The sequence below is a fragment of the Tateyamaria sp. genome, from assembly GCF_059783535.1.
The window spans coordinates 1-23,956 of the sequence record NZ_JBYNDP010000057.1 but is presented as its reverse complement, the minus strand read 5'-3'; the positions used below and the strand labels follow the sequence as shown (position 1 = coordinate 23,956).

Sequence of the window (23,956 nt, the reverse complement as noted above, 5' to 3'; positions counted from 1 at the left end):
GTTACGGACGCGTTGCGGTTCAGAACCATGCGGGCCGCTTCCATGATATCTTCTTCTGTCACAGCTTGGAGGATATCGGGCCACGCCTGCACATCTTCGACCGTCAACCCGACGGACAACGCCGCGCCATAGCGGCGCGCAATGCCATCGACATTGTCGCGTTCATAGATCTGGCTGGCACGGAGTTGGTATTTGATGCGCTCCAGCAGCTCACTGTCGACGCCATCCTCAAGGAATTGGGCAAGCGTTTCGTCCATGGCGGCCTCCGCCTCTTCCAGCGAGAGACCGGGAACCGGCACGATCACAACATCAAAGGTCGTGTCATCAAGCGAGGTTCCGCGATAGAATGCGCCGGAGAACACGGCCTTTTGCTGTTCGAATTGAAGCTTTTCAGTCATATAGCTTGTCTGCCCACCACCCAACACTTCGGCCAGCAGTGTCAGAGCGGCTGCCGCTTCTTGGTCGCCGGGATCACGTTCGGGTGCCAGATAGGAGCGGCTCACATATTCTTGTCCCACACGAGGGTCGCGATAGACCACGCGGCGCTCAGAATTTTGTGGAGGCTCCTGGGATCGCACCCGTTCCGGCAGATCGGGGTTGGCCGGGATCACGCCATAGTATTTGTCCGCCAGTTCACGCACCTCTTCTGGCGTCACGTCTCCAGACACCACAAGGATCGCGTTGTTGGGATAGTAGTACGTGTCGTAGAACCCCAGCGCATCATCCATGTCCAGCGTTTCCATCTCGTGCCGCCAGCCGATGATCGGCACGCCGTAGCGGTGGTTGAGGTACTGCGCAGCGTTGATCTGTTCCGAATACAGGGCACGTGGGTTGCTGTCAGTCCGTTGATTCCGCTCTTCGAGGATCACATCGCGTTCTGTCGCGACATTCTCGGGCGTGAAGTTGATGTTGCGCATGCGGTCGGCTTCCATTCGCATCATCAATTCCAGACGGTCTGCCGCCACGCGTTGGAAATAAGCGGTGTAGTCATAGCTGGTGAACGCATTGTCGGTGCCACCATTGGCTGCAACAGTGGCTGACAACTCGCCGTCTGCAAGTGTATCCGTCGCCTTGAACAACAGGTGTTCCAGAAAGTGCGCGATCCCGGATGAACCAGCCGGTTCGTCGGCAGATCCCGCTTTGTACCACACCATATGTTGCAGAACCGGGGCACGGTGATCTTCGACCACAACCACCTGCATTCCGTTATCGAGTGTGAAGGTCGTGACCGCATCCTGCGCCGCGTGCACGGTGATGGACGAAACAGTCAGGGCAAGGCCGGCAAGTGCGGCGCGCAATCGGAGCATGTCGGAAACAACCTCGGCAGTTTACATTGATCAACACATACGGCCACACCGCTGCGGATCAAGCTTTACTGGCAGGTTTGTGAGCGAACAGGGGTTTAGCGCCTACGACGACGCGTTGCCAGTGGCGGTGCCGTTGGGGTTGGAACTCCCGCATTTTGGAAAGTCTGCGCCGTTTTGGCGGCATCAAGGGCTTCGCGGCGATAGGCCTGATTGTACACATCTTCACGCACGATACGGATCTGCGTCAAACGAGATTGACGCTTGCGAAACTCTGCATCAGCAGAAGCGAGTGTCGCGCGGATATTCGCGTCGCGGCCAAATCGGCTGGCGTGGTTGACCAGCGCCCCATCAGAACCCGGAACCGGAGCATTGGGAGATGTTCTTTGACCACCCAGCGCAGCAACACTGTCTTCCAAAGGACGTTGATCTGTCCGATTGAACCCGCCGGGTGTCGGCTGCGGCAACGCCGAGAAGCTTTCGGGCTGTTCCAACGGTTTGGATGGAACCACAATGAACTCATCCGGTCCGTCACCACGTGACGTGACCTGGCGCAAGCCTTTGTTCTCGCACGCAGCGAGGCAGGTCACGGCTATCATGGCACATGCGATCAGACGCATTGGAAGTCTCCCTTTGACAGCGAGCTTTATCGCAGCTTCGCCCACCTTGTCACGCGCCCTTTTTTCGAGCCGCACCTTCGGTGCCAAAGAAGACAAGGCCGATGGCGCCCGCAAATATGAAGATGTCGGCAACATTGAATACAAACGGGTTGTTGATGCCGCAGCACGACATGTTCAGGAAATCCAGAACGAAGCCGTACAGCACTCTATCGAGCACATTTGCCAATGCTCCGCCGATCAGCAAACCCGCACTCGCGTAGGCCAGGCGCCCCTGCGGATGTTTCCACACCCACCACAGAACGCCCACACAGATCACGATTGCAACAGCGATCAGCGCCCACACGCTGGTGCCATCTCCGAACAATCCAAAGTTGATCCCCCGGTTTTCGCCATACCGGAAATTCAACAGCGGCGGCAGTACGTCAATTGGCTTGAATTGCGACACGCCCAACACGTGGATCACCCAGTACTTCGACGCTTGGTCGAGCAGGAAGGCGATCGCCGCAGATATCCAGAGCAGTTTCATTCAGCCCTCAATGCCGGAAATGCCGCATGCCGGTAAAGACCATTGCCAACCCGGCCTCGTCGGCGGCGGCTATCACCTCATCATCGCGCATGGAACCGCCGGGCTGTATCAGAGCCGTGGCGCCCGCTTCGGCTGCGGTAATCAAACCATCGGCAAAGGGAAAGAACGCATCGGAAGCGACGACAGAGCCTTGGGTCAGCGGGGCAGGCAGGCCCATCACCTCGGCCATGTCCTGCGCCTTGCGTGCGGCGATGCGCGTGCTGTCGACCCTGCTCATTTGACCGGCACCAACACCAACAGTTGCGCCATCCTTGACATAGATGATCGCGTTCGACTTCACGTGCTTGGCAACCGTCCAGGCGAATAGCAGATCACTCAGTTCTTGATCGGAAGGCTGACGTTTGGTCACGACTTTCAGGTCGTCGCGGGTGATCCGCCCCACATCCTTGTCTTGCACCAGAAACCCGCCGGACACTTGCTTGACAGCAAGCGACGCGGCAGAGGCGTCTGCCAGACCATCGGTCGTCAGCAGGCGCAAGTTTTTCTTGGCCGCGAACACCTCACGCGCTTCCGCGCTGGCGCCTGGGGCAATTACCACCTCTGTGAAAATGCCAGTAATTTCTTTAGCCGTGTCCACGTCCAGTTCATGGTTCAGCGCGATAATCCCGCCAAAGGCTGAGGTGCGGTCGCAATCAAAGGCGCGGCTATAAGCTTCTTTCAACGTCGTTCCGGTCGCCACACCGCACGGATTGGCGTGCTTGATGATGGCGCAGGCGGGGCCTTGGCCTGCGAACTCGCTCACCAACTCAAACGCGGCATCGGTGTCGTTGATGTTGTTATAGGACAGCTCCTTGCCCTGATGCTGGGTGGCCGTCGCAACCCCGGGGCGGGCGGAGCCATCAGTATAGAACGCCGCTGCCTGATGTGGGTTCTCGCCATAGCGCAGGGTCTGCGCCAACTGCCCGCCGAAGTTTCGGCGGCGCGGTGTCTCACCCACCTGAGCTGCCATCCAAGTGCTGACCGCCGTGTCATAGGCCGCCGTCCGAGTATAGGCCGTCTGTGCCAACCGCTGGCGCAAAGTATAGGTTGTCTGGCCGTCTTGCGCCGCCAGTTCGGCCAGCACGACTTCGTAGTCCTCGACATCGACAACGATGTTCACAAAGCCATGGTTCTTGGCCGCCGAGCGGATCATAGCAGGACCACCAATGTCGATATTCTCGATCACCTCGGCGTAGTCCGCGCCTTTGGCTACGGTCTCTTCGAACGGGTAAAGGTTCACGACCACCAGATCGATGGCACCGATCCCGTGCTCGGTCATGGACGCGACATGATCGTCGTTGTCCCGCAGCGCCAACAGACCGCCATGCACCACCGGGTGCAGCGTTTTGACCCGACCGTCCATCATCTCGGGAAAGCCGGTGACTTCGCTCACATCCTTCACCGCCAGCCCGGCCTCGCGCAGCGTGCGGGCGGTCCCACCCGTGCTCAGCAGCTCAACCCCATAGCCAGCCAGCGCGGTGGCAAAGTCAACCAGTCCGGTCTTGTCTGAAACAGAGAGCAAAGCGCGGCGGACGGGGGTCAGGTCGGTCATGTTGGCAGCATTCCTTTAGTCATATACTTCGCCGGGTTCATCCCGGCTCAGGTCGCGGATGCCCATGGCAGTTTCCTGCGCTTTGGACAAGGACCAGCGCACGCGGGTGGCGAAAGTCATCGCACGCCCCGACAAGACGATCTGCTGCGTGGCACGGGGTTTGAGACGGCCCTTTTCCAGATACACACTCGGTTCCAGCGACAGGTCACGGATGCCATCATGCCGGAACACCCAGATCTCTCCACTCTTCAGCGCCATGGACACGGCAGACCCACCCATATCCAGTTCTGCATCCACCTCCGGGTGCAGGTGGAAGCGAATATCGAACGGCACACCAGCCAGCTTCTTGGCGTCCATCACCCTGTCAAATAACCGTTTTTCACTGTCCTCCATGGCCAGCAACATGTCTTCGCCTGCAATACCTCGCCCATCAAACGTCAACTCAAGCTGGCGCGCATGGGTCAGGCCATGAGTCTGAACGTAGCCGTCATGCCCGCCCTGAAAACGCAATCCGTCGGGGGCGTGATTGATTTCGATGGGGACATGGACGGGCGCATCGATCAGCGTCTCACGGGCCGTGGCCCGTTCCGCATCGCCCAAGCGCGCACTGGAATACCCATCCAGTAACAGGGCCGAATGCGACGGTGTGGCGCGGCCTGCACGGCGCCAATCGGCGCCGAAACTCGCGCCGGACCCACAATTCACGATCAACGGGCGCCGTCCCGATGTCACCTCGAAGGCAAGGGTCGAAGCGTGCGCATTGTACCCTGCCTCCGGCTTGGGCGGCGCAGAAGCATCGATGATCACACTCGTGCGACCCGAGCTGAGGCGCGCATACCCCATCGATAATCCGTCGGGTTGCCGTGTCTTGACGCCGGACGCCGCCAACGCATGATCCAACCATCCCTCCTGCCCGCGCCCACCGCCGTGAAACCGGGCCAAGCCACCATCGGAATGGCGCAAGGTGCGCAATGTCGGGGCAATCCGTTCAATGGCGGCAGTGCATGTGTCCGGCACAGGCTTCGCTGATTCCTCCAAGGCGGCCACGGCCCATGTCAGCAGGGTAAAGACTTCAAGCAGTTCTTCGGGATTGCGCGTTGGAAGGCCGCCCTGTTCGTCGATCTGGTCGCCACATTCCTTCGCCAATGCCGCGACAGCGGGTGGGGTCAGATCCTCCATCCCCTCCAGTGCTAAGCCTGCATAGATCAGCCCGGTCAGTGCCTCGAACCGTGGCAGGCCCGGAGCCGCCGCATGCCATCGCCTGGCCAGAAAACGGGTTTGTTGCGCGAGGCTAAGGTAGAACGCGTCGGTGGCGGGCACTTCGTGACCGCGCAACAAAAACAAGGCGTGGTTGATCCAGCGAATGAGACGGCGCCCCGTCAGGTCCGGCGTCCAGCCGGGGCCACGCCCGCGGCCATAGCGTTCAATCCACCCCCACAGCCAAGCCTGGCCCAACTCGCGGGTGGTTACGTCACCGACGGCGGCAAGGTCATCCAACCACGCAAAGCCGTGGATTTCGTCCATGTAGGCGCGGTCCGGAGCGCTGATCTCCCAAATCATCATGCCCTTGGCTTCGATCAATGCGCCCGCGAACAGGTAGTTCCCAGCAACCAGCTGCCGACCCTTGGCAAAGCTGCCGATGGTGCGCGGCTCCGGGGACGACACGAACGCCGTCACCGCCTTGGCCTGCGTTGCACGGCGTGCGTGCCAACGGTTCAGGAACCGTGTTTTTCGTGCGGTGAGCCCGCTCAGGGTGGACATGCTCTCTGCCTCTACGCGTCTACGGCGTTTTGGGCAGCACTCTAGCGAGTGTTTTTGCGTGAGTCACGCGATGTCAGCCCGTCTTGCGCAAGCACGCGACATAGAAGCCATCCATGCCGCCCTGATCCGCCCAGTGGTCCGGGCGCAGGCGCAATCCGCCCTCGTCGGTGATCCACGCGGTGTCGATGCCTGGACGGTCCAAAGCCGCCCGATCGATGGTTAGAGATGGATGCCGGCCCAGCGCCTCTTCCACCTGAATCTCGCCTTCATCTGGAAGCAGGGAACAGGTGCAAAACACCATGCGCCCGCCCGGCTTGAGCAAGGTAAGGGCGTGATCAAGCATACGTACCTGCAGGTCGATCAATGCGCCAAACTCCGACCCATCCTTGGCAAAGGGCAAATCAGGGTGGCGACGGATCGTGCCCGTGGCCGAACAAGGTGCGTCGAGCAGAACAGCGTCGTATTGCCCCGTGACCTCAAACGCGTCCGCCACCTGCGTCTTGGCCGACAGTTTGGTGCGCACAAGGTTCTGCTTCACCCGCTCCATCCGTCCTTCGGAAATATCGACGGCTGTCACATCGGCACCGGTCGCAGCCAGTTGCAGTGTCTTACCTCCGGGCGCCGCGCAAAGGTCCAGAACCGCCTCACCCTTCTGCGCATCCAGAACGCGGGCCGGAATGGCCGCAGCGGCATCCTGCACCCACCATTGCCCATCGGTGAACCCCGGCAGGGCCGAGACCTGCCCCGCATCCGTCAGGCGCACTGATCCAGTCGGCAACACCGTGCCCCCAACGGCCTTGGCCACATCCTCTACACTGCCTTGCACACTCAAATCCAGCGGCGCACCTGCAAAGTGTCCGCTTTCCATCGTCAGTACCGCTTCGCCACCCCACGCATCGACCAGCGGGCCACGCAACCACTTTGGCAGGCGCGGTGTACGCAAGGTCGGCCATTGCTCGGGCCCCTTGTCCGCCACCTTGCGCAGCACGGCATTCACAAGCCCCTTGAGGTGCCCATAGCGCTTGTGACGCGACACGACATTCACCATCGAGTTGACGACGCCATGCGCCGCCTCACCCGCACACAGTTCAACAGTTCCGACGCGCAGGGCGTTGCGCACTGTTAGCGGCGGATACTTTTGAAGATGTTTTTGCAGGATGCGGTCGGCCCGCTCCATCCCGCGCAAGGTTTCGGTCGCAAGCCTTTGTGCCCTGGCGCGATCGGCAGGATCAAGACGATCCAGCGCGCCTGCCCCGATCAGTTCCGGCAGCAATTTGCCTTCGCCGATGATCTGATCCAGCAGGTAAATGGCGCTGCGGCGTGCGGGCAGGCCGCCATCTTTTGCGGGTTTGTCGCTCATGTCTGTTCCCGATGCTTGCTGTCGCACCCGCTTGCGGGGCCGAAGGTCGGGCGTATATCAAGGGCACGACCCAAGAGGAACCCACCATGTCAGACGATCCAAATCGCCCCGATGCGCCACCGGGTATCCCGTCGACACCAGATCCGATACCTGCGCCCGCGCCAACCGAAGCGCCGCAAACCGACCCGCCAGCCCCCACTCCCGAGACACCGACGGAGATGCCGCCGCAAACAGACGCCGATTTGCCCCCTGCCGCCCAGCGCGCGCTGGCCGAGGCAGAGGAACGGCGCAGGGCTGCTAAGGAAATGAACCTGCCAACCGAGTTGGGCGGCCGAGACGGACCTGAGCCCGTTCGCTATGGGGATTGGGAGAAAAAAGGGATCGCGGTCGACTTCTGATCGCGTTTAGCGCAGGCGGAACATCGCGCTGTCACCGGCCCCCCGGTCGGACGTGAACTTGATACGACCGTCATCCGTTGCCTGCACTTCCTGGCAATTGTAGCCAAGCGCGTCGCCACCCCAGAACAGGTCTCGACAGAAGTAACCGTCTTTCCATGACCATGTGCCCTCGACATCCCAACGGGCGCCGCGCCCCTCGATCCGGCCGTCGGGTCGTACAGTCAATTTGACGAACGGACGTGTGAGGGTTTTGCCATTCACCAATTGAACGAACCGTGTCTGATCATCGACCTTGACCAGGTCGGCCAGAGCTGGACCACTGAGACATACGGCCAAAGCCGCAGCAAGCATCATACGCATGTCACCACTACCTTTGCACGTTGGCAGGACTACCAACGATACGCATGGTCAGCTGAATTGGTTCACTCAGGCGGTGGAAATGCGGCCAGCCGGTGGCGTTTATCCGCGCATTCCAAGTACATCGAGCATATCGTACTGCCCCGGCGCCTTGTCTTGGGCCCACAGGGCCGCACGCAACGCACCCTTGGCGAACAGCGCCCTGTCGGTTGCCATATGCTTCAACACGATGCGTTCTCCCGCGCCGGCAAAGAGAACCTCATGTTCTCCCACAATGTCGCCGCCACGGATGACAGAAAAACCAATATCACCGCGGTTACGCGCGCCGGTGATCCCGTCACGGGCCGCATCACGCACCTTTGCCAGATCAACGCCACGCCCTTCGGCCGCCGCCTCTCCCAGCATCAGTGCCGTGCCAGAGGGCGCATCGACCTTGTGATGGTGATGTCCTTCGATCACTTCGATATCGAAATCTTCATCCAGCGCCGCAGCGACCTGCTTGGTCAACTGCACCAAAAGGTTCACACCAAGGCTCATGTTTCCCGCCCGGACAATCGGCGAATGCCGCGCCGCAGGTTCCAGCTGTGCGATCTGATCGTCACTCATGCCCGTGGTGCCAATGATATGCGCCGCGCGGGCCTGTGCCGCGATCTTGGACAGGGCAATGGTCGCCTCGGGTGCAGTAAAGTCGATCACGGCCTGTGCCTTGGCCATCGGTTCCAGTGGATCGTCATACACCATGACGCCCAAAGGCTGACTGCCCATAGCCTCACCCACGTCGCACCCGACCCAGTCGTGGCCGGGACGCTCGAGTCCGCCTACAAGGCGCATCCGGTCATCCTTCAGCACCGACTCGATCAGCATCTGGCCCATACGGCCGGACGCACCCGCAATCACGATTCCCGGCAAATCAGACATGTCCCTCACCCCTTCTTGGCGGTTTCCCGCTTCACTAGCTTGCCCCGCCGCGCTTGGCAAAGGTCAGCGCCTGTCTTAGATGGAGAAAATGGCAAAGAACAAGTTTCATGACGGCCCCGGTCCCTCGCAACGGCAACTGCGTGTGGGAGAGTTGATACGCCGCACCTTGTCCGAGGTGTTGGCGCGTGGTGACGTGCATGACCCCGACCTGAACCGCATGTCCATCACCGTGGGCGAAGTGCGCACCTCTCCCGATCTCAAGATCGCGACAGCCTACGTCCTGCCCTTGGGCGGACAGGGACAAGAGGATGTGCTGAAGCTACTTGCCCGCAACAAAGGTGAGTTGCGGCGTGCCGTGTCCAAGAAGCTGGCCCTCAAATTCGCCCCCGACCTGCGGTTCCAATTGGACGAGACTTTTGACCGGATGGACGACACACGGCGCATGCTGAACCAGGATGCAGTGCGTCGGGACACCGAAGCATGATGCTAAGGACAGCCGCACTTGTGCTGCTGTCATGGGCGCTCCCCGCATGGGCCGTGACTTGCGAAGACATCCGGCATCAAGGCAACAGCTACACCATTTGCACTGTCGACGCGGCCAAGGAAGAGCTACGGCTGTTCCTTTATAACGATGAAGGCGCGCCGTACGGCCACTTCAACGCGATAGACCGCGCCTTGCAATCAGATGGCGAGACACTCAGCTTCGGCATGAACGCGGGCATGTATCACGATGATCGCGCGCCGGTCGGGCACTATGTCGAGAACGGGAAAGAGGTCATGCGTGTGATCGCCAATCCCGGCCCCGGCAATTTCGGGTTGCTGCCCAACGGTATCCTGTGTCTGCGACCCGGAAGGGCGGATGTGTTCGAAACGCTGGACTATGTGGATCAGTCACTCGACTGTACCTTTGCCACGCAATCAGGACCAATGCTGGTGATCGAAGGCGCATTGCACCCACGCTTTCTGCCCGACAGCACCTCGCGCTTCATCCGCAACGGGGTGGGGACATCGGCGGACGGAACGAAGGCGATCTTTGCTATCTCGAACAACGCGGTCACATTCCACGAGTTTGGCAGCCTCTTTCGCGATTCGCTAAGCATGCCCAATGCGCTCTTCTTTGATGGCAACATCTCGCGGCTCTACGCGCCCGACAGGAACCGCGACGATTTCGGCTTTGCCCTTGGGCCGATCATCGGCGTGGTTGAACCTGCAACGCGTTAAACCTGCTCGTGAAAGTCAGCCCGCCCAAGCCCGCGTACAAAACATCGAACTGGAAAATTCCAGCCGACCAAGCGATGGCCCCGAAAACTACGCCGGTTCCCAAATGTAGTAGTTATCAAGATCGTCGGATCGCTCCAGAACGAAGCCACACGATGTATAGAAGTCATTTGCCGGACTTCCGCGCAGCGCCATCAACCGCACATGCAATGCCATATCGCGCGCTTGATCTTGAACAGCACGAACTATGCGGCGCCCAAGACCGCCGCCCTGATGTGTCGGGGAGATGTACAGGTGAGTGAGGTGCAAATGATCCGAGCGCGTACGTAAGACATAGAAACCAACAATATCTTGCCCTGCGCGCACGATGTGCGTGTCCGCGGGGTCGTACGTGTCAAGGAATCGCTTGCGCACCCGCTCCTCATCGAAACGTCCGACGGCCTCGAGGCTGGGTCTCATTGCATTCGCCCGAATCTCTGCCAGGTGAGAAGGGTCAATATTTGCCGCACTGGAGATCGTGATCTGATACATTCTCGGACTGTTTCGACAGATGAACGGTTTTCGCAAGCAATTTGCCCAACGCCAGCAGAGTTTCACCTAACTGTGCCCGCCGGCCCATCGACGCACAGCACAGGCCATCACGTCCCACAATTGACAAGCCCCACAGCCCTGCGATACGCGGCAGCCCTCACGCAAAAACGAGGGTGACATGGGCCGTTCACGCAAAGGGCGCGACATTTCTGGCTGGTTGGTGGTGGACAAGCCTGCGGGCCTGACCTCGACCGCGGTCGTGAACAAAGTGCGGTGGGCGCTCCAAGCCAAGAAGGCGGGGCACGCAGGTACCCTTGATCCCGAAGCCACCGGTGTTCTGGCCGTCGCCTTGGGTGAAGCGACCAAGACGGTTCCTTACATTACCGACGCACTCAAGGCGTACCGCTTTACCGTTCGGCTGGGGCAAACCACCAATACTGACGATGCCGAGGGCGAAGTGATCGCGCAATCCAATACCCGCCCATCGGACGACGAGATCAAAGATGCGCTTGGTCCATTCGTCGGAGACATCATGCAGGTGCCGCCCAAGTTCTCAGCCGTGAAGATTGACGGCCAGCGCGCCTACAAGCTCGCCCGCGATGGTGAGGATGTCGAGATTGAGGCCCGCCCCTTGTGGGTCGAGGAACTGGTGCTCATCGACCGCCCCGATCCCGATCATGTCGAGCTGGAGATGGTCTGCGGCAAAGGTGGTTATGTTCGCTCAATCGCGCGCGATCTGGGCGAGGCTCTGGGATGTTACGGTCACGTGCGCGAATTACGCCGCATCTGGTCCGGCCCGTTCGAGGCAGCCGATGGCCTGACCTTCGACCAGATCGAAGAGATGGCGCAGACAGCAGCGCTGGACGACCACCTGCGCCCCGTTTCCGAAGGGCTTGCCGATCTGCCCGAATTGCGAGCCACAGCAGAAGGGGCCGCTCGGCTGCGCAACGGCAACCCCGGCATGGTTCTGGCGGCGGATGTCGAATACGGAGACGAGTGCTGGGCCTCGTTTGATGGCAAACCGGTTGCTGTGGGGCGTTACAAGGCTGGTGAGTTGCACCCCGCACGAGTCTTCAACCTGTAACACTCGATCCTCTACCGGCGCTCTATGGTCGGGAATTCCACCAGTTGTTCTGCAGAATTGTTACAATTTGCGGACTCAAAGTAAGCCCTGCGTGAGGGCTCTATGCATTAGGAACCAATCAGTCCACATTTGCCTCATCAAGTTTTACACGCCCAAAACCGATGAGAGATAATATGACACACGTTAACCTCCGCACCGTTGGCACTGTTCTCACTGCTGGCGCATTCGCCACCATCGCATTTGATGCATTTGGCCAAGCACTTAGCCCACTCTTCGGCTATGCAAAACTGGCCCCCGTCGGACTGGCAGGCGCATCGCTCAAGGCGATCTTTGGCGCAAATCCCTCGGGCGCAGCACATCTGCTGCATGCCCTGACCGGCCTGATCTTCTATGCCGTCGGTTACTTCGCCATCGCCCGTCCCATCCAGTTGGCAGTCATGCCCCGCCTGCACTGGTCGATCACGGCCGTAGTCTACGGCATCGCGCTTTGGGTCTTTGCCCTTTATGTCATGGCGCACCTCGTGACGGGCAACAAACCGTTCCTGGGCTTCACCGGCATCACCTGGGTCGCTCTGTGGGGTCACATCGTCTACGCTGTGGTTGCCGCTGGCATCATGGAGGCCAAGGGCGCTGTTCTGGACCTACGCCGCGAACCCGTGGCCGTTCCCGCTGAATAGGAACACCTGAACAAACTGATTGATGGGGCGGTCTGCGGCTGGCAGAACCGCCCCATGATCGTTCGAACCCACACCAAAGGCGATGCGCCCTCGACCGCCGTCTATTCTGATTGCGAGCGGTATCGCTACAGCCTGACACGCATCTGGGATGATGCGGGGCGGCGCGTAAACTTCGTCATGCTGAACCCATCCACGGCGACCGAGGTGCAAAACGACCCAACCGTCGAACGTTGCGAACGACGGGCGCGGACCCTTGGTTATGGCAGCTTCGCTGTTACCAACATCTTTGCGTGGCGCGACACTGATCCACGCGCGATGCGGGCTGCCGTCGATCCTGTCGGGCCTGACAACGACGAGAGCATTCTGGAACGGGCGACATGGGCCCATGACGTGGTGGCGGCCTGGGGCACACATGGCGCGCACTTGGATCGCGGAACACATGTGGCAACGCTGCTACGCGATGTCGATCGTCCCGTCTATCACCTTGGCCTGTCCAAGGCTGGACACCCCAAACACCCTTTGTACCTTCCATACGCACAACAACCGGAACGTTGGAAAAACACTCCCGGCGTTACCCAACGTTAACCATTTTACTTGATAGGCTTTGTTCCAAACCGTGGATTGCGGTAATTGACCCATGGGCAAATGCGCCCGTTGCTTGGAATAAGTATATGTTGTGGCTTGCTGGATTGATGGGACTTGTGGCGGTCGGCGCCGTCGGCGTGATCGACATGATGCCGGTGGAAGAAGGCGAGGAAACGGCAGATGACCCATCAGTCACCGGCGGGGAAACCGCCCGGACCAGCGACGACGATACAGCGATCACCGACGATGTCTTAGGTGATGAAACGCTCACGCTTGGCACCGATGGCGATGACGATCTGACTGGCACAGACGGCGATGATACGCTGCTTGGCGAGGAAGGGGATGACACCCTCGACGGCGGGATGGGAGATGACACACTCCACGGCGACGATGGCGCTGATGTGATTCACGGCAGCGGTGGCGAAGACGAAATGTACGGCCACAATGACGATGACACGATCAACGGCGGCGCCGGTGACGACTCGATGCACGGCTCCATGGGCGCTGACAGTCTTTCTGGCGGCGACGGCAATGATGCGGTGCACGGTGGCCTCGACAACGATACGCTGGATGGCGGAGAGGGTGAAGACACACTGTTTGGCGGTCGGGGCGACGACGTATTGAACGGTGTCGAAGGCGTTCTGGGCTCTGTGGCATCGGCTGATTTGGATGGCTCGGGCAACAATGACTATCTGAACGGCGGCGGCGGCGATGACATCATCATCGCCGGGGACGAAGACGTTGTCACGTCTGGCGAAGGCACCGACACAATTGTGGCTGGGGACTGGATTTCCGAAGGTCACGCTGCAACGATCATGGACTTCGATGCGGACGAGGACAACATTCTACTGATCCATGACGACGCCGAGGAAGATCCGCAAATCTCTTTGCAACTCAACCCCGACGACCCAAGCATCACACAGGTGATGATGAACGGAGTGCCGGTGGCCCACGTTCTGAACGGCGCCGAAATTTCGATAGACGACATCGCCTTGATGCCACTCAGCCTTGCACAAAGCGCAGGTATGGCTCCGCTCTGATTTGAAGCGGCGCGGGCGCGTTGGCCGCGCTAAACACTATCGGCACGATCCAAGTTGCCAACGACGCGAATCTCTCCTATATGCGCTCATCCTCGGCAATCGCCTAGGTATATGGCCCCGTGCTGGACGACATCCCGGCCGGCGGCGTCTCACTCTAACCTGAAAAGGAGGTCCCGATGTCGATCACTGCTGAAGATAAAGCACGCGTGATGAAAGAATATGGCACCAAGGACGGCGACACCGGTTCGCCTGAAGTCCAGGTCGCCATCCTCAGCTCGCGCATCGCCACCCTGACCGAGCACTTCAAGACGCACAAGAAAGACAACCACGGCCGCCGCGGCCTGCTGAAAATGGTTGCCCAGCGCCGCAAACTGCTCGACTACCTGAAGGGCAAAGACGAAGCGCGCTACACCGACCTCATCAAACGTCTGGGCCTGCGCCGCTAACCCGGTACAGCAACTCCACTGAATTCCAAGGCCGCGCAAACATGCGCGGCCTTTTCGCTTTCGGAGCATGTAGCGGGTCGGAGTTGATCAAGCACAAGTCGTCAAACTCCGGACACGCGCTTGCCTTTTCCATATTGGCAATTGACAATACAAACGAGTTCCGACTTCCGAACAAAGTCGGATAATCCCACTTGCTCCGGCCATCGCTCACAACCAAAGCATGACGGCACCTCAGATCGCCCTACAACCCTGTGTATCTTCGCAAGTTCAAAGGCGCCCGATGTCAGCGGTATCCATTCTGAAAAACCGCAACTTTATCGGGCTGCTCGTGGCGAACACGATCCTCGGCGCGGCCTTTCCCATTCAGTTGATACTCGGAGGCCTGAGTGGGTTGATGCTGGCTCCAAATCCGACACTGGCGACACTTCCATCGTCGGTCCAAACTGTTGCGGCATTGGTGACCGCGGCACCGTTTTCTCTCCTGATGGGACGATATAGCCGACGCGCAGGCTTTGCGCTTGGGGGTCTTCTAACGCTCGCCGGGGCCATCGCAGCCACGCGAGCACTCTATTCTCAGAACTTCGTCCTGCTCTGCGCCTCCCACTTCCTGATGGGGGCCGGTTGGACCGCGTTCCAGTATTTCCGCTTCGCCGCAAGCGAAGTGGTCGACCCCATTTGGCGGCCTGTCGCAATCTCGCTAATGCTCAGTTCCCTTTTGATGGCAGCCATCGTCGGTCCGCAAGTGTTCATTGCTGCGCGAGATGCGCTCGCACCCATTCCCTTCGCCGGTGCATACGCGGCAACTGGTATGATCGCGTTACTCGGTCTGGTCCCGCTTGCCGCGGTTAAAATACCAAAGCCCACAGTGACGACGAGCCGCGCACGCCACCGCCTGGTGATCGCTCGCGCCGCACTCCATCGCCCCACCATAAAACGTGCCGTGGGCATCGCAGCGGTGTCGCAAGGTGTAATGGTTTTCCTGATGATCCCCACCCCAATCGCCATGGTCAGCTGCGGATTCAACGAGGCGAGCGCCAGCGACGTCGTCCGCTGGCACATCGTCGCAATGTTCGCCCCCAGCTTCTTTACCGGCTTCCTCATCAAACGGTTTGGGGCGCAAACGATCGCCGTATTGGGCCTCGTGATCATAATCATTGCGGCCGCCATCGCCGCAACTGGTCTCTCCGCAGGGCATTTTTACGGCGCTTTGGTCATCCTCGGCGTGGGATGGAATTTCGGCTACATCGGCGCGACGACAATGCTCGATGCAGCCGTGGCACCGGATGAAAAGGCGGCTGTGCAAGGCGCCAATGATACGATCATCGCGCTTGTATCAACCATCTGCGCTTTTAGTGCCGGCTTAGTTTTGTCTAGCTTCGGGTGGGCTACGCTCGCGATGATCTCTGCGGGCCTCGTTCTCGTCTCCGTTGTGGCCCCACGGCTTCGGGGCGCCATCGCCTAACAAACATAGGCAACGCATGGACCGGCCGTTGCAGCGACCTACCATCTTCGCCATGACCAACCTGCCCCGCATTGCCCTTTCGGTACGCCAGCCTTCAGCGTGGGCCATCATAGCGGGCCACAAACCCATCGAAAACCGTACACTCGGGTCAATCCGCGCCGGCCGTATGGGACTGGGGCGCATCGCCCTTCACGCCGCCGCAGGGCTGAAAGAAGAAGAGTTCCGTTACCTCTACTGGCGGCTCGACAAGCATGGAGTGCAGTGCCCTCACCCACTCGACCTGCCACGCGGCGCCATCATCGGCTCGGTCGAGGTCACAGGCATCATTACTGAATCCGACAGCGAATGGTTCGGCGGCGCGGCTGGGCTAACGTTGAAAGACCCCGAACCTTGCGATCCCATCCCGGCCCCTGGCGCGCTTGGGTATTTCGAATGGTCCCCGGGCGGCGCTCTCGCCCCGCCCACGCGCTGGATGCAGAAATGGGGCTCAGCGGCACCCGACAGTCAGATTGGTGACTTGTTCCCCGACGCACCCATCGCCTTTGCCAAACCGCCACAAAAACCGTGGACGTGAGCGCGAATGCGCCGCAACCCCAACGCTTTCATTTCCCGCAAAAGTGCTGTATGCGCGCAAAATCTGAAAGCCTGGCGCCCGGACCTCAGCGCCCGACAAAGAAGATACCGAGGTCAGGGGGAATACGCCCCCTACGCAAATGGCCATCCGGCCAACTTAGGAAACACTTGATGTTTAACGAGACGAAAAAATCCATGCAGTGGGGCGAGGAAACGCTCACACTGGAAACCGGCAAGGTCGCCCGTCAAGCGGACGGGTCCGTCATTGCCACGCTGGGCGAAACCAGCGTCATGGCAAACGTGACCTTCGCGAAAAAGCCAAAACCGGGTCAGGACTTCTTTCCGCTGACCGTCCACTACCAGGAAAAATACTACGCTGCGGGCAAGATCCCCGGCGGTTTCTTCAAGCGTGAGGCCCGGCCCACCGAGAAGGAAACCCTGACCGCCCGCCTGATCGACCGTCCGATCCGGCCACTGTTTGTCTCCGGCTTCAAGCACGAAGTGCTGGTGATGTGCACTGTGCTCAGCCACGATCTGGTCAACGACCCCGACATCGTCGCAATGATTGCGGCCTCGGCTGCCCTGACTATCTCGGGCGCGCCGTTCATGGGCCCCATCGCCGGTGCCCGCGTGGGCTACGAGGATGGCGAATACATCCTGAACCCCACCGTCGACGACATGCAGGACCTGCGCCTGAACCCCGAACAGCGTCTGGATCTGGTTGTGGCCGGCACCAAAGACGCCGTCATGATGGTTGAATCCGAAGCTTACGAGCTGTCCGAGGCTGAAATGCTGGGCGCTGTGAACTTCGCACATGAGCAAATCCAGCCCGTGATCGACCTGATCATCTCGCTGGCCGAAGAATCCGCCAAGGAACCCTTCGACTTCCAGGCCCCCGACTATTCGGACCTGTCCGCAGCTGTCAAAGCCGCAGGCGAAGAGCAGATGCGCGCCGCCTTCGCGATCAGCGACAAGCAGGAACGCACCACCGCCGTCTCCGAAGCCCGCGCCGCTATCATCGAGGCACTGACAGAAGAGCAGCAAGAAGACGCGAATCTCGGTTCCGCGATGAAGGGTCTCGAAGCGTCCATCCTGCGCGGTGACGTGGTCAAAACAGGCACCCGCATCGACGGTCGTAAAACCGACGAAATCCGCGACATCGTATGCCAAACCGGCCTTCTGCCTCGGACCCACGGCTCGGCCCTCTTCACCCGTGGTGAGACGCAAGGTCTGGTCGTGACCACACTGGGCACTGGCGATGATGAGCAATTCATCGACGCCCTGCACGGCAACTTCAAATCCAACTTCCTGCTGCACTACAACTTCCCACCCTACTCGGTCGGTGAAGCGGGTCGTGTGGGCCCTCCCGGACGCCGCGAGATTGGTCACGGCAAACTGGCATGGCGCGCGCTGCAAGCGGTCCTACCCGCCTCGACCGACTTCCCCTATACCGTGCGTCTGGTGTCGGAGATCACTGAATCCAACGGTTCGTCCTCTATGGCTTCCGTCTGCGGCGGTTCGCTGTCGATGATGGACGCGGGCGTTCCGTTGAAGTCGGCTGTGGCCGGTGTGGCCATGGGCCTGATCCTCGAAGAGGACGGCAGCTACGCCATCCTGTCCGACATCCTGGGTGACGAAGACCATCTAGGCGACATGGACTTTAAAGTGGCTGGCACCGAAAACGGCATCACCTCGCTGCAGATGGACATCAAGATCGCAGGCATCACGCCCGAGATCATGGAGAAAGCCCTCGCGCAGGCCAAAGACGGCCGCATGCACATCCTGGGCGAAATGGGCAAAGCCATCACAGGCGCTGCCGAATTCTCCGTCCACGCGCCACGCATCGAAACCATGCAAGTGCCCACCGACAAGATCCGCGAAGTGATCGGCTCGGGCGGTAAGGTGATCCGTGAAATCGTCGAAGTGTCGGGTGCCAAGGTCGATATCAACGACGACGGCATCATCAAGATCGCATCGCCCAATGGCGACTCGATCAAGAAAGCCTATGACATGATCCACTCAATCGTGGCCGAACCGGAGGAAGGCGCCATCTACACCGGCACCGTCGTGAAGATCGTCGATTTCGGCGCCTTCGTGAACTTCTTCGGCAAGCGCGACGGCCTGGTGCACGTGTCCCAGATCGAAAATCGCCGCCTGAACCATCCTTCGGACGTGCTGAAGGAAGGCCAAGAGGTCAAGGTCAAGCTCTTGGGCTTTGATGATCGTGGCAATGTCCGCCTATCGATGAAAGTCGTCGACCAGGAAACCGGCGAAGAGATCAAGAAAGAAGAGCCTGCCGCGGAATAGCGGTTTCTCTTGAATAAGAGATGCCCCGAACTTTTTGTGTCGGGGCATCTTGTTTTTCTGTATCAAGTACAGCGAATTTCTGCGCGAGGATGCTTCGCAAGTAAGCCCGATTATGATGGAAATGAATCTGCCGGACGTGAACCATAATAAGCGTGCCAAGCCCGAGATCGACTTCGTTCTCACTTGGGTCAATGGCGAAGACCCAAACCACAAGAAGAAACGGCTACGCTTCCAGCACGACGCGCAAGATGTCCACATGAAAGCGGTCTTAGACACTCGGTTTCACAGTTGTGGTGAAATCTATTTTGCTGTCGCTTCCATCTTGAAGCACGCAAACTATTGCCGAAAAATCTGGATTGTAACGGATCAACAGCGTCCACCGCTGATTGACGCGTTCGCCGCTGCCGGGTTGTGCCGCGCCGACCAGATTAACATCATTGATCACACCGAAATATTGGGCGACGTCGATGACGCACTGCCAACGTTCAATTCCATTTCAATTGAATCCGCCCTCTGGCGCATTCCCGGCTTATCCGAGCACTACGTGTATATGAACGACGATTTCGCCATCTTGAAACCGTCGGAACCCAGATATTTTTTTGACGAAAACGGATACCCTGTGGTCAGAGGGACGGTGAAAGTGCCCTCTTTGATGGAGTGGAAATCCCGTCGGCGTCGTTTCCTGAGAAAGATAACGTTCCGCCCCCCGAACCCAAGGCCGAAATTTCAGCTCTCGCAAGAAATCGCAGCCCAAATTGCGCGCAGGACACGCAGCTTCATTCACGTCGATCACTGGCCTCACCCACTGCGCGTCAGTACGCAAGCGAACTATCTGAAAGCGAACTGGAAACTTTTTAAAAGACAGGTGCGGCATAGATTCAGAAATGGTGCCCAGTACAGTGCAGTAGGTCTCGCCAACCACTTGGAGACAAAAGCCACTCTGGCTGACCCACCTGCAACAGCGTACATTGATCCCACTTGGGAGGTGGATCAGACGCTTTTTGTTGCAAGCTTTTTCGACGGAACATGCGAGATGGGCTGCATGCAAAGCATCGAAAAACTGGAGGACGACGTACGCGTTATGTTGCTTGAAGGGTTGGTCTCGAAATTTGGATCGCACCTTCCGCGCGCCATAGCAGATAGTATTTTGTCGCCGGGCTCGCTATGACCAACGATCCTGTCCTGATCCTGACCATAAAATGGGGAACACTCTACGGGCCCGAGTACGTCAACAGGTTGGCGGCTGGCGTTTCAAGGCACTTGTCCTTACCGCACCGCTTCATCTGTTTTACCGATGACACGGCAGGTCTGAATTCTTCGGTCGAGGCAATGCCATTGCCAGAACTGAAGTTGCCTTCGGGTCACAACGACACCCGCTGGCGCAAGCTTGGACTGTTTTCACGTGATCTCTTTGGATTGTCCGGAACAGCTTTGTTTCTCGATCTCGATCAGATCATCGTCGGCAATTTGGACATCTTTTTTGCAGATGACGCGCCGTTTCGCATCATCCGGGATGATACGCTGTTTCGACCGAAACCCTTACGCCGCATCAACCCGCAGCGTGACAAGTTTCTTGCCTCCGTCGGCAACTCATCGGTGTTTCGATATGAAATCGGACAGCATAGCTATATAGCCGAGGCGTACGAAGCCGATCCCGCGGCGGCGACGGGATCCTATGAAATCTCCCAACAGTTTCAGTCCGCCCAACTAGCCAAACATGGCAACCTGAACTACTGGCCCGACGGACTCTGTGTCAGTTTCAAGAACGACTGCGTGCCGCGTGGCATACGTAGTTTCTTTTCCAACCCTACCCTTCCTGCCGGAGCTCGCATCGTTGTTTTCGCTGGCTCTCCCAAAATGGATGATGCGCTTAATGGCAAAGGCGGCAAATGGTATCGACGCATTGGAGATGTAAGCTGGCTTAGAGATGCGTGGTTGTCCGAATGAAGATCAAATACTTGGACGACGGTTTCCGCTGGATCAAACATGTTATTCGCAAGCAACGCGCGTGGTCCGAGATTAAGTCCCGCGTTGTGACGTCGAAACCGCATGGTTTGTCCACGCCGCTTATTGTTTCCCTCACCAGCTTTCCTTCAAGGTTCGATCGCCTCGCCTACACGCTCAAGTGCATCCTGCTGCAAACGATGGCGGCTGATCGGACCATTCTTTGGATCGCACATGATGACATAGCGGCCTTGCCGGACGAGGTGATCGCCCTGTCTGACTTGGGACTGGAAATCAAAGCATGCGAAGACATGCGGTCCTACAAGAAGATTCTACCCACGCTTGCGGAAGCTCCGCACGCGACAATCGTTACGGCGGATGATGATGTCTACTACCCGCCGAACTGGCTAGAAAGCATGGTGGCAGCGCATGTTGAGCACGACGCCCCCGTGGTCTGCACCCGCGGGCATCGTATCGCGTTGACAAGCAAAGGACTGCCCCAACCTTACGACACGTGGAAGATGAACTATACTCCGACCACGCGTTCCGCGCTCATCTTTCCAACCGGCGTGTCTGGTGTACTATATGCGCCCGGTTGTTTTGTGAAGGATGTGACCGATTGGGAAAAGGCATCCCGCATTTGCCCGAATGGTGACGACATATGGCTCTACTGGATGCACCGGATGAAGGGTGTCGAAGCGCTGAAAGCCACCGGACGTCAAAGGATCATGGAATGGTCCCGGGATCCGGTGCAGTCTCTCAAAACAGAGAACAGACAGGGCGGAAATGACAATCAGATCGAGGCAATGATCGATCACTATGGCTTTCCGCCCATTCCTGGCGCCTAGTCAGGCGCTTTGGTCTTCCGCAGATAGGGCAGCACGGTCTCGAACTCCCCAAACTTGGCCTTTGCATCCTCGTTCGACACGGTCGGCGGGATGATCACATCTTCACCCGGCACCCAGTTGGCCGGCGTTGCAACGCCCTTGGCCGACATCTGCAAGCCATCAAGCGCCCGCACGACCTCGGCAAAGTTACGGCCCACTGTCATCGGATAGGTCATCGACAGCTTCAGCTGCTTGTCTGGGCCAATGATGAAGACGGACCGCACGGTCGCACTGTCGGCAGGGGTGCGCCCGTCAGGCAGATAAGCTTCGGCAGGCAGCATGTCGAAGGCCTTCGACACTTCCAACCCATCATCGGCGATGATTGGGAAAGTTGCTTTGGCACCGCCCACCTTTTCGATGTCGCCTTTCCACTTCTTGTGATCCTCAACGCCATCCACGGACACACCTATGACCTTGGTGCCGCGTTTCTCCCACTCGTCTGCCAACTTTGCCACGGCACCAAACTCGGTCGTGCACACAGGGGTAAAATCCTTGGGGTGCGAAAACAGGATGGCCCAGCTGTCGCCAATCCAATCATGCAGCGAAATGGTTCCGTGATCCGTTTCAACCGTCAAATCGGGAATCGTGTCGTTAATGCGCAAACCCATGGTGTCCTCCGTCGGGATAGTACTGACAAACGCAACCTAAGCCATCGCGCGCACCTTTTCATCCCCCCGCCTTGTCGACGGCTCAAGTGGGTGCCACATTCCATTCAAATCCAAGGGAGAGATCAATGCTGGAAAAACGCGAGTTCTACATCAACGGCCAATGGGTCGCCCCTCTGAACGGGACCGACCACAACGTGATCGACCCATCAACCGAAGACCCAACTGCTGTCATCTCGCTTGGCGGCACAGAAGACGCGGAAGCCGCCATCGCTGCAGCAAAGGCCGCCTTTCCGGGCTGGATGGCCACACCGGTGGAGGACCGCATCGCGTTGGTTGAAAAGCTGATCGACATCTACCAGACAAGGGGCGAAGACCTTGCCCAAGCCATGTCTTCTGAAATGGGCGCACCGCTCGATATGGCGCGCAGCCAGCAGGTCGGTGCGGGCATCTACCATCTGAAAAACTTCATCCGCGCGGCCAAATCCTTCGACTTCATCGAACCGCTTGGTGATCACGCTCCGAATGACCGGATCATCCATGAACCCGTGGGCGTGGCAGCCCTTATCACCCCTTGGAACTGGCCCATGAACCAGGTCACGCTCAAGGTAGGCGCGGCGGCCATTGCAGGCTGCACCATGGTGCTGAAGCCCAGCGAAGAATCTCCTCTCAACGCCATGATCTTTGCCGAGATGATGGACGAAGCGGGTTTCCCTCCCGGTGTCTTTAACCTCGTAAACGGTGATGGCCCTGGCGTGGGCACGGTGTTGTCGGGCCATCCTGACGTCGATATGGTCAGCTTCACCGGCTCGTCCCGCGCAGGTCGCCTAATCTCCAAAAACGCCGCTGAAACGCTAAAACGCGTGCACCTCGAACTCGGTGGGAAAGGGGCCAATGTCATCTTTGACGATGCAGACGAAAAGGCGGTCAAACGTGGCGTCCTGCACATGATGAACAACACAGGCCAGTCCTGTAACGCCCCCAGCCGGATGCTGGTGCAACGGGGTAAATACGATGCTGCGGTGGAAGAAGCGGCAGCCGTCGCAAACAAGGTCACTGTCGGCCCCGCTTCAGAAGAAGGCCGCCATATCGGCCCCGTCGTGAACGAAGTGCAGTGGACCAAGATCCAAGACCTCATCCAGAAGGGCATCGACGAAGGTGGCAAGCTGGTGGCTGGCGGCACGGGCCGCCCTGAAGGCTTCAACAAAGGGTATTACGTGCGTCCCACGGTCTTTGCCGACGTGAACAACGACATGACCATCGCGCGCGAAGAAATCTTTGGACCGGTTCTGTCCATCATACCCTTCGACAGCGAAGAGGAAGCCGTCGAGATTGCCAACGACACGCCCTACGGCCTCACCAACTATGTTCAGACACAAGATGATGCACGGCTCAATCGCATGGCCCAAGCGCTGCGGTCTGGCATGGTCGAAATGAACGGTACGTCACGCGCGGCGGGCTCACCCTTTGGCGGCATGAAACAGTCCGGCAACGGGCGCGAAGGCGGTGTCTGGGGGATCGAAGATTTCCTTGAGGTCAAAGCCGTCTCCGGCTGGGCCGCCGAGTAACACCGCAAGGCGGGGCTCGCCCCGCCTTACACCTTTTCCCACGCGGGCCGATCCCCTTCGTGTTCGTGAAACGTATTCCGTACCCCCGGATCATCATCCAGACAGTGCGCATTAATGGGAAAGGACGGGTCGGGCGACAGCGGCTCACCCAAAGATGTGCCGCACTTCCGGCAGAACGAACGATGATAGATGAA

25 protein-coding genes are annotated in these 23,956 nt (G+C 59.0%); 15 read left to right on the top strand and 10 right to left on the bottom strand.

Going from position 1 to position 23,956, the window contains the following annotated elements; translation table 11 throughout:
* The 6 genes from AC6RA8_RS12390 to AC6RA8_RS12365 all read right to left on the bottom strand — a co-directional run.
* On the bottom strand, positions 1-1,307 hold a 1,307-nt coding region (locus AC6RA8_RS12390; protein WP_500353056.1), incomplete at its 3' end, for a M16 family metallopeptidase.
* Between the two features lie 95 nt (positions 1,308-1,402).
* Positions 1,403-1,924 (bottom strand): DUF3035 domain-containing protein, encoded by a 522-nt coding sequence (locus tag AC6RA8_RS12385; protein ID WP_500353055.1) that lies wholly within the window; start codon positions 1,922-1,924, stop codon positions 1,403-1,405.
* A gap of 49 nt (positions 1,925-1,973) precedes the next feature.
* Positions 1,974-2,450: a signal peptidase II gene (lspA, locus tag AC6RA8_RS12380; RefSeq protein ID WP_500353054.1), complete on the bottom strand. Its 477-nt coding sequence runs from the start codon at positions 2,448-2,450 to the stop codon at positions 1,974-1,976.
* 7 nt (positions 2,451-2,457) lie between these two features.
* Positions 2,458-4,041 (bottom strand): bifunctional phosphoribosylaminoimidazolecarboxamide formyltransferase/IMP cyclohydrolase, encoded by a 1,584-nt coding sequence (purH, locus tag AC6RA8_RS12375; protein WP_500353053.1) that lies wholly within the window; start codon positions 4,039-4,041, stop codon positions 2,458-2,460.
* 15 nt (positions 4,042-4,056) lie between these two features.
* Positions 4,057-5,802: a heparinase II/III family protein gene (locus tag AC6RA8_RS12370; RefSeq protein WP_500353052.1), complete on the bottom strand. Its 1,746-nt coding sequence runs from the start codon at positions 5,800-5,802 to the stop codon at positions 4,057-4,059.
* 73 nt (positions 5,803-5,875) lie between these two features.
* The gene (locus tag AC6RA8_RS12365; RefSeq protein ID WP_500353051.1) at positions 5,876-7,162 is read right to left on the bottom strand and encodes an RsmB/NOP family class I SAM-dependent RNA methyltransferase; all 1,287 of its coding nucleotides are present in this window, start codon (positions 7,160-7,162) and stop codon (positions 5,876-5,878) included.
* Positions 7,163-7,380: 218 nt separating this feature from the next.
* Here AC6RA8_RS12365 and AC6RA8_RS12360 point away from each other — a divergent pair, with 218 nt between their 5' ends.
* Positions 7,381-7,560, top strand: a complete 180-nt coding sequence (locus AC6RA8_RS12360) for a DUF1674 domain-containing protein (protein WP_500353057.1) — start codon at positions 7,381-7,383, stop codon at positions 7,558-7,560.
* Between the two features lie 6 nt (positions 7,561-7,566).
* Here AC6RA8_RS12360 and AC6RA8_RS12355 read toward each other — a convergent pair whose 3' ends face one another.
* Together AC6RA8_RS12355 and dapB are read right to left on the bottom strand one after the other, a co-directional pair.
* Positions 7,567-7,920, bottom strand: a complete 354-nt coding sequence (locus AC6RA8_RS12355; protein ID WP_500353050.1) for a dihydrodipicolinate reductase — start codon at positions 7,918-7,920, stop codon at positions 7,567-7,569.
* 99 nt (positions 7,921-8,019) lie between these two features.
* On the bottom strand, positions 8,020-8,835 hold the full coding sequence (gene dapB, locus AC6RA8_RS12350; protein WP_500353049.1) for a 4-hydroxy-tetrahydrodipicolinate reductase: 816 nt from the start codon (positions 8,833-8,835) through the stop codon (positions 8,020-8,022).
* Between the two features lie 88 nt (positions 8,836-8,923).
* On the opposite strand from dapB, the gene rbfA reads away from it, so the two are divergent.
* Together rbfA and AC6RA8_RS12340 are read left to right on the top strand one after the other, a co-directional pair.
* Positions 8,924-9,319 (top strand): 30S ribosome-binding factor RbfA, encoded by a 396-nt coding sequence (gene rbfA / locus AC6RA8_RS12345; RefSeq protein ID WP_299202668.1) that lies wholly within the window; start codon positions 8,924-8,926, stop codon positions 9,317-9,319.
* A complete protein-coding gene (locus tag AC6RA8_RS12340; RefSeq protein ID WP_500353048.1) occupies positions 9,316-10,056 on the top strand; it encodes a phosphodiester glycosidase family protein in 741 nt (246 codons plus the stop codon). The genes rbfA and AC6RA8_RS12340 overlap by 4 nt, the downstream gene beginning before the upstream one ends.
* Positions 10,057-10,143: 87 nt before the next feature.
* Here the strand turns inward: AC6RA8_RS12340 and AC6RA8_RS12335 are convergent, their stop codons facing one another.
* Positions 10,144-10,584 (bottom strand): GNAT family N-acetyltransferase, encoded by a 441-nt coding sequence (locus AC6RA8_RS12335; protein ID WP_500353047.1) that lies wholly within the window; start codon positions 10,582-10,584, stop codon positions 10,144-10,146.
* Between the two features lie 178 nt (positions 10,585-10,762).
* Between AC6RA8_RS12335 and truB the strand changes: the two genes are divergently transcribed.
* From truB to AC6RA8_RS12280, 11 genes are all read left to right on the top strand, one after another.
* Positions 10,763-11,668 (top strand): tRNA pseudouridine(55) synthase TruB, encoded by a 906-nt coding sequence (truB, locus tag AC6RA8_RS12330; protein WP_500353046.1) that lies wholly within the window; start codon positions 10,763-10,765, stop codon positions 11,666-11,668.
* A 173-nt stretch (positions 11,669-11,841) separates the two neighbouring features.
* Positions 11,842-12,345: a hypothetical protein gene (locus AC6RA8_RS12325; RefSeq protein WP_500353045.1), complete on the top strand. Its 504-nt coding sequence runs from the start codon at positions 11,842-11,844 to the stop codon at positions 12,343-12,345.
* A gap of 54 nt (positions 12,346-12,399) precedes the next feature.
* Entirely contained in the window at positions 12,400-12,930 is a 531-nt protein-coding gene (locus tag AC6RA8_RS12320) for a DUF1643 domain-containing protein (RefSeq protein ID WP_500353044.1), read from the top strand.
* A gap of 86 nt (positions 12,931-13,016) precedes the next feature.
* Positions 13,017-13,970, top strand: a complete 954-nt coding sequence (locus AC6RA8_RS12315) for a calcium-binding protein (protein ID WP_500353043.1) — start codon at positions 13,017-13,019, stop codon at positions 13,968-13,970.
* 176 nt (positions 13,971-14,146) lie between these two features.
* Positions 14,147-14,416 carry a 30S ribosomal protein S15 gene (rpsO, locus tag AC6RA8_RS12310; RefSeq protein WP_039685405.1) on the top strand — a complete coding sequence of 90 codons (270 nt, stop codon included), beginning with the start codon at positions 14,147-14,149 and terminating at the stop codon, positions 14,414-14,416.
* Between the two features lie 280 nt (positions 14,417-14,696).
* Positions 14,697-15,878: an MFS transporter gene (locus AC6RA8_RS12305; RefSeq protein WP_500353042.1), complete on the top strand. Its 1,182-nt coding sequence runs from the start codon at positions 14,697-14,699 to the stop codon at positions 15,876-15,878.
* A 52-nt stretch (positions 15,879-15,930) separates the two neighbouring features.
* Positions 15,931-16,452, top strand: coding sequence for an ASCH domain-containing protein (locus tag AC6RA8_RS12300; RefSeq protein WP_500353041.1), 522 nt, complete (start codon positions 15,931-15,933; stop codon positions 16,450-16,452).
* A gap of 170 nt (positions 16,453-16,622) precedes the next feature.
* Entirely contained in the window at positions 16,623-18,758 is a 2,136-nt protein-coding gene (gene pnp / locus AC6RA8_RS12295) for a polyribonucleotide nucleotidyltransferase (RefSeq protein ID WP_500353040.1), read from the top strand.
* A 115-nt stretch (positions 18,759-18,873) separates the two neighbouring features.
* Positions 18,874-19,926 carry a stealth family protein gene (locus AC6RA8_RS12290; protein WP_500353039.1) on the top strand — a complete coding sequence of 351 codons (1,053 nt, stop codon included), beginning with the start codon at positions 18,874-18,876 and terminating at the stop codon, positions 19,924-19,926.
* 161 nt (positions 19,927-20,087) lie between these two features.
* Positions 20,088-20,705 (top strand): hypothetical protein, encoded by a 618-nt coding sequence (locus tag AC6RA8_RS12285; RefSeq protein WP_500353038.1) that lies wholly within the window; start codon positions 20,088-20,090, stop codon positions 20,703-20,705.
* Positions 20,702-21,550, top strand: coding sequence for a glycosyltransferase family protein (locus AC6RA8_RS12280; RefSeq protein ID WP_500353037.1), 849 nt, complete (start codon positions 20,702-20,704; stop codon positions 21,548-21,550). The genes AC6RA8_RS12285 and AC6RA8_RS12280 overlap by 4 nt, the downstream gene beginning before the upstream one ends.
* Here AC6RA8_RS12280 and AC6RA8_RS12275 read toward each other — a convergent pair.
* Positions 21,547-22,197 (bottom strand): peroxiredoxin, encoded by a 651-nt coding sequence (locus AC6RA8_RS12275; RefSeq protein WP_500353036.1) that lies wholly within the window; start codon positions 22,195-22,197, stop codon positions 21,547-21,549. The genes AC6RA8_RS12280 and AC6RA8_RS12275 overlap by 4 nt on opposite strands.
* A gap of 125 nt (positions 22,198-22,322) precedes the next feature.
* On the opposite strand from AC6RA8_RS12275, the gene AC6RA8_RS12270 reads away from it, so the two are divergent.
* Positions 22,323-23,762, top strand: a complete 1,440-nt coding sequence (locus AC6RA8_RS12270) for an aldehyde dehydrogenase family protein (protein WP_500353035.1) — start codon at positions 22,323-22,325, stop codon at positions 23,760-23,762.
* The last annotated feature ends 194 nt before the right edge of the window (positions 23,763-23,956 follow it).

Excerpts from the sequence above, each read along its gene's own strand:
- AC6RA8_RS12325 (WP_500353045.1), top strand. The coding sequence starts at position 11,842 with ATGACACACGTTAACCTCCGCACCGTTGGCACTGTTCTCACTGCTGGC.
- lspA (WP_500353054.1), bottom strand. The coding sequence starts at position 2,450 with ATGAAACTGCTCTGGATATCTGCGGCGATCGCCTTCCTGCTCGACCAA.
- AC6RA8_RS12320 (WP_500353044.1), top strand. The coding sequence starts at position 12,400 with ATGATCGTTCGAACCCACACCAAAGGCGATGCGCCCTCGACCGCCGTC.
- AC6RA8_RS12365 (WP_500353051.1), bottom strand. The coding sequence starts at position 7,162 with ATGAGCGACAAACCCGCAAAAGATGGCGGCCTGCCCGCACGCCGCAGC.
- AC6RA8_RS12280 (WP_500353037.1), top strand. The coding sequence starts at position 20,702 with ATGAAGATCAAATACTTGGACGACGGTTTCCGCTGGATCAAACATGTT.
- AC6RA8_RS12335 (WP_500353047.1), bottom strand. The coding sequence starts at position 10,584 with ATGTATCAGATCACGATCTCCAGTGCGGCAAATATTGACCCTTCTCAC.
- AC6RA8_RS12360 (WP_500353057.1), top strand. The coding sequence starts at position 7,381 with ATGCCGCCGCAAACAGACGCCGATTTGCCCCCTGCCGCCCAGCGCGCG.
- pnp (WP_500353040.1), top strand. The coding sequence starts at position 16,623 with ATGTTTAACGAGACGAAAAAATCCATGCAGTGGGGCGAGGAAACGCTC.
- rbfA (WP_299202668.1), top strand. The coding sequence starts at position 8,924 with ATGGCAAAGAACAAGTTTCATGACGGCCCCGGTCCCTCGCAACGGCAA.
- AC6RA8_RS12385 (WP_500353055.1), bottom strand. The coding sequence starts at position 1,924 with ATGCGTCTGATCGCATGTGCCATGATAGCCGTGACCTGCCTCGCTGCG.
- AC6RA8_RS12305 (WP_500353042.1), top strand. The coding sequence starts at position 14,697 with ATGTCAGCGGTATCCATTCTGAAAAACCGCAACTTTATCGGGCTGCTC.
- AC6RA8_RS12355 (WP_500353050.1), bottom strand. The coding sequence starts at position 7,920 with ATGCGTATGATGCTTGCTGCGGCTTTGGCCGTATGTCTCAGTGGTCCA.
- AC6RA8_RS12275 (WP_500353036.1), bottom strand. The coding sequence starts at position 22,197 with ATGGGTTTGCGCATTAACGACACGATTCCCGATTTGACGGTTGAAACG.
- AC6RA8_RS12270 (WP_500353035.1), top strand. The coding sequence starts at position 22,323 with ATGCTGGAAAAACGCGAGTTCTACATCAACGGCCAATGGGTCGCCCCT.
- dapB (WP_500353049.1), bottom strand. The coding sequence starts at position 8,835 with ATGTCTGATTTGCCGGGAATCGTGATTGCGGGTGCGTCCGGCCGTATG.
- purH (WP_500353053.1), bottom strand. The coding sequence starts at position 4,041 with ATGACCGACCTGACCCCCGTCCGCCGCGCTTTGCTCTCTGTTTCAGAC.
- rpsO (WP_039685405.1), top strand. The coding sequence starts at position 14,147 with ATGTCGATCACTGCTGAAGATAAAGCACGCGTGATGAAAGAATATGGC.
- AC6RA8_RS12285 (WP_500353038.1), top strand. The coding sequence starts at position 20,088 with ATGCCATTGCCAGAACTGAAGTTGCCTTCGGGTCACAACGACACCCGC.
- AC6RA8_RS12290 (WP_500353039.1), top strand. The coding sequence starts at position 18,874 with ATGGAAATGAATCTGCCGGACGTGAACCATAATAAGCGTGCCAAGCCC.
- AC6RA8_RS12300 (WP_500353041.1), top strand. The coding sequence starts at position 15,931 with ATGACCAACCTGCCCCGCATTGCCCTTTCGGTACGCCAGCCTTCAGCG.
- AC6RA8_RS12315 (WP_500353043.1), top strand. The coding sequence starts at position 13,017 with ATGTTGTGGCTTGCTGGATTGATGGGACTTGTGGCGGTCGGCGCCGTC.
- truB (WP_500353046.1), top strand. The coding sequence starts at position 10,763 with ATGGGCCGTTCACGCAAAGGGCGCGACATTTCTGGCTGGTTGGTGGTG.
- AC6RA8_RS12340 (WP_500353048.1), top strand. The coding sequence starts at position 9,316 with ATGATGCTAAGGACAGCCGCACTTGTGCTGCTGTCATGGGCGCTCCCC.
- AC6RA8_RS12370 (WP_500353052.1), bottom strand. The coding sequence starts at position 5,802 with ATGTCCACCCTGAGCGGGCTCACCGCACGAAAAACACGGTTCCTGAAC.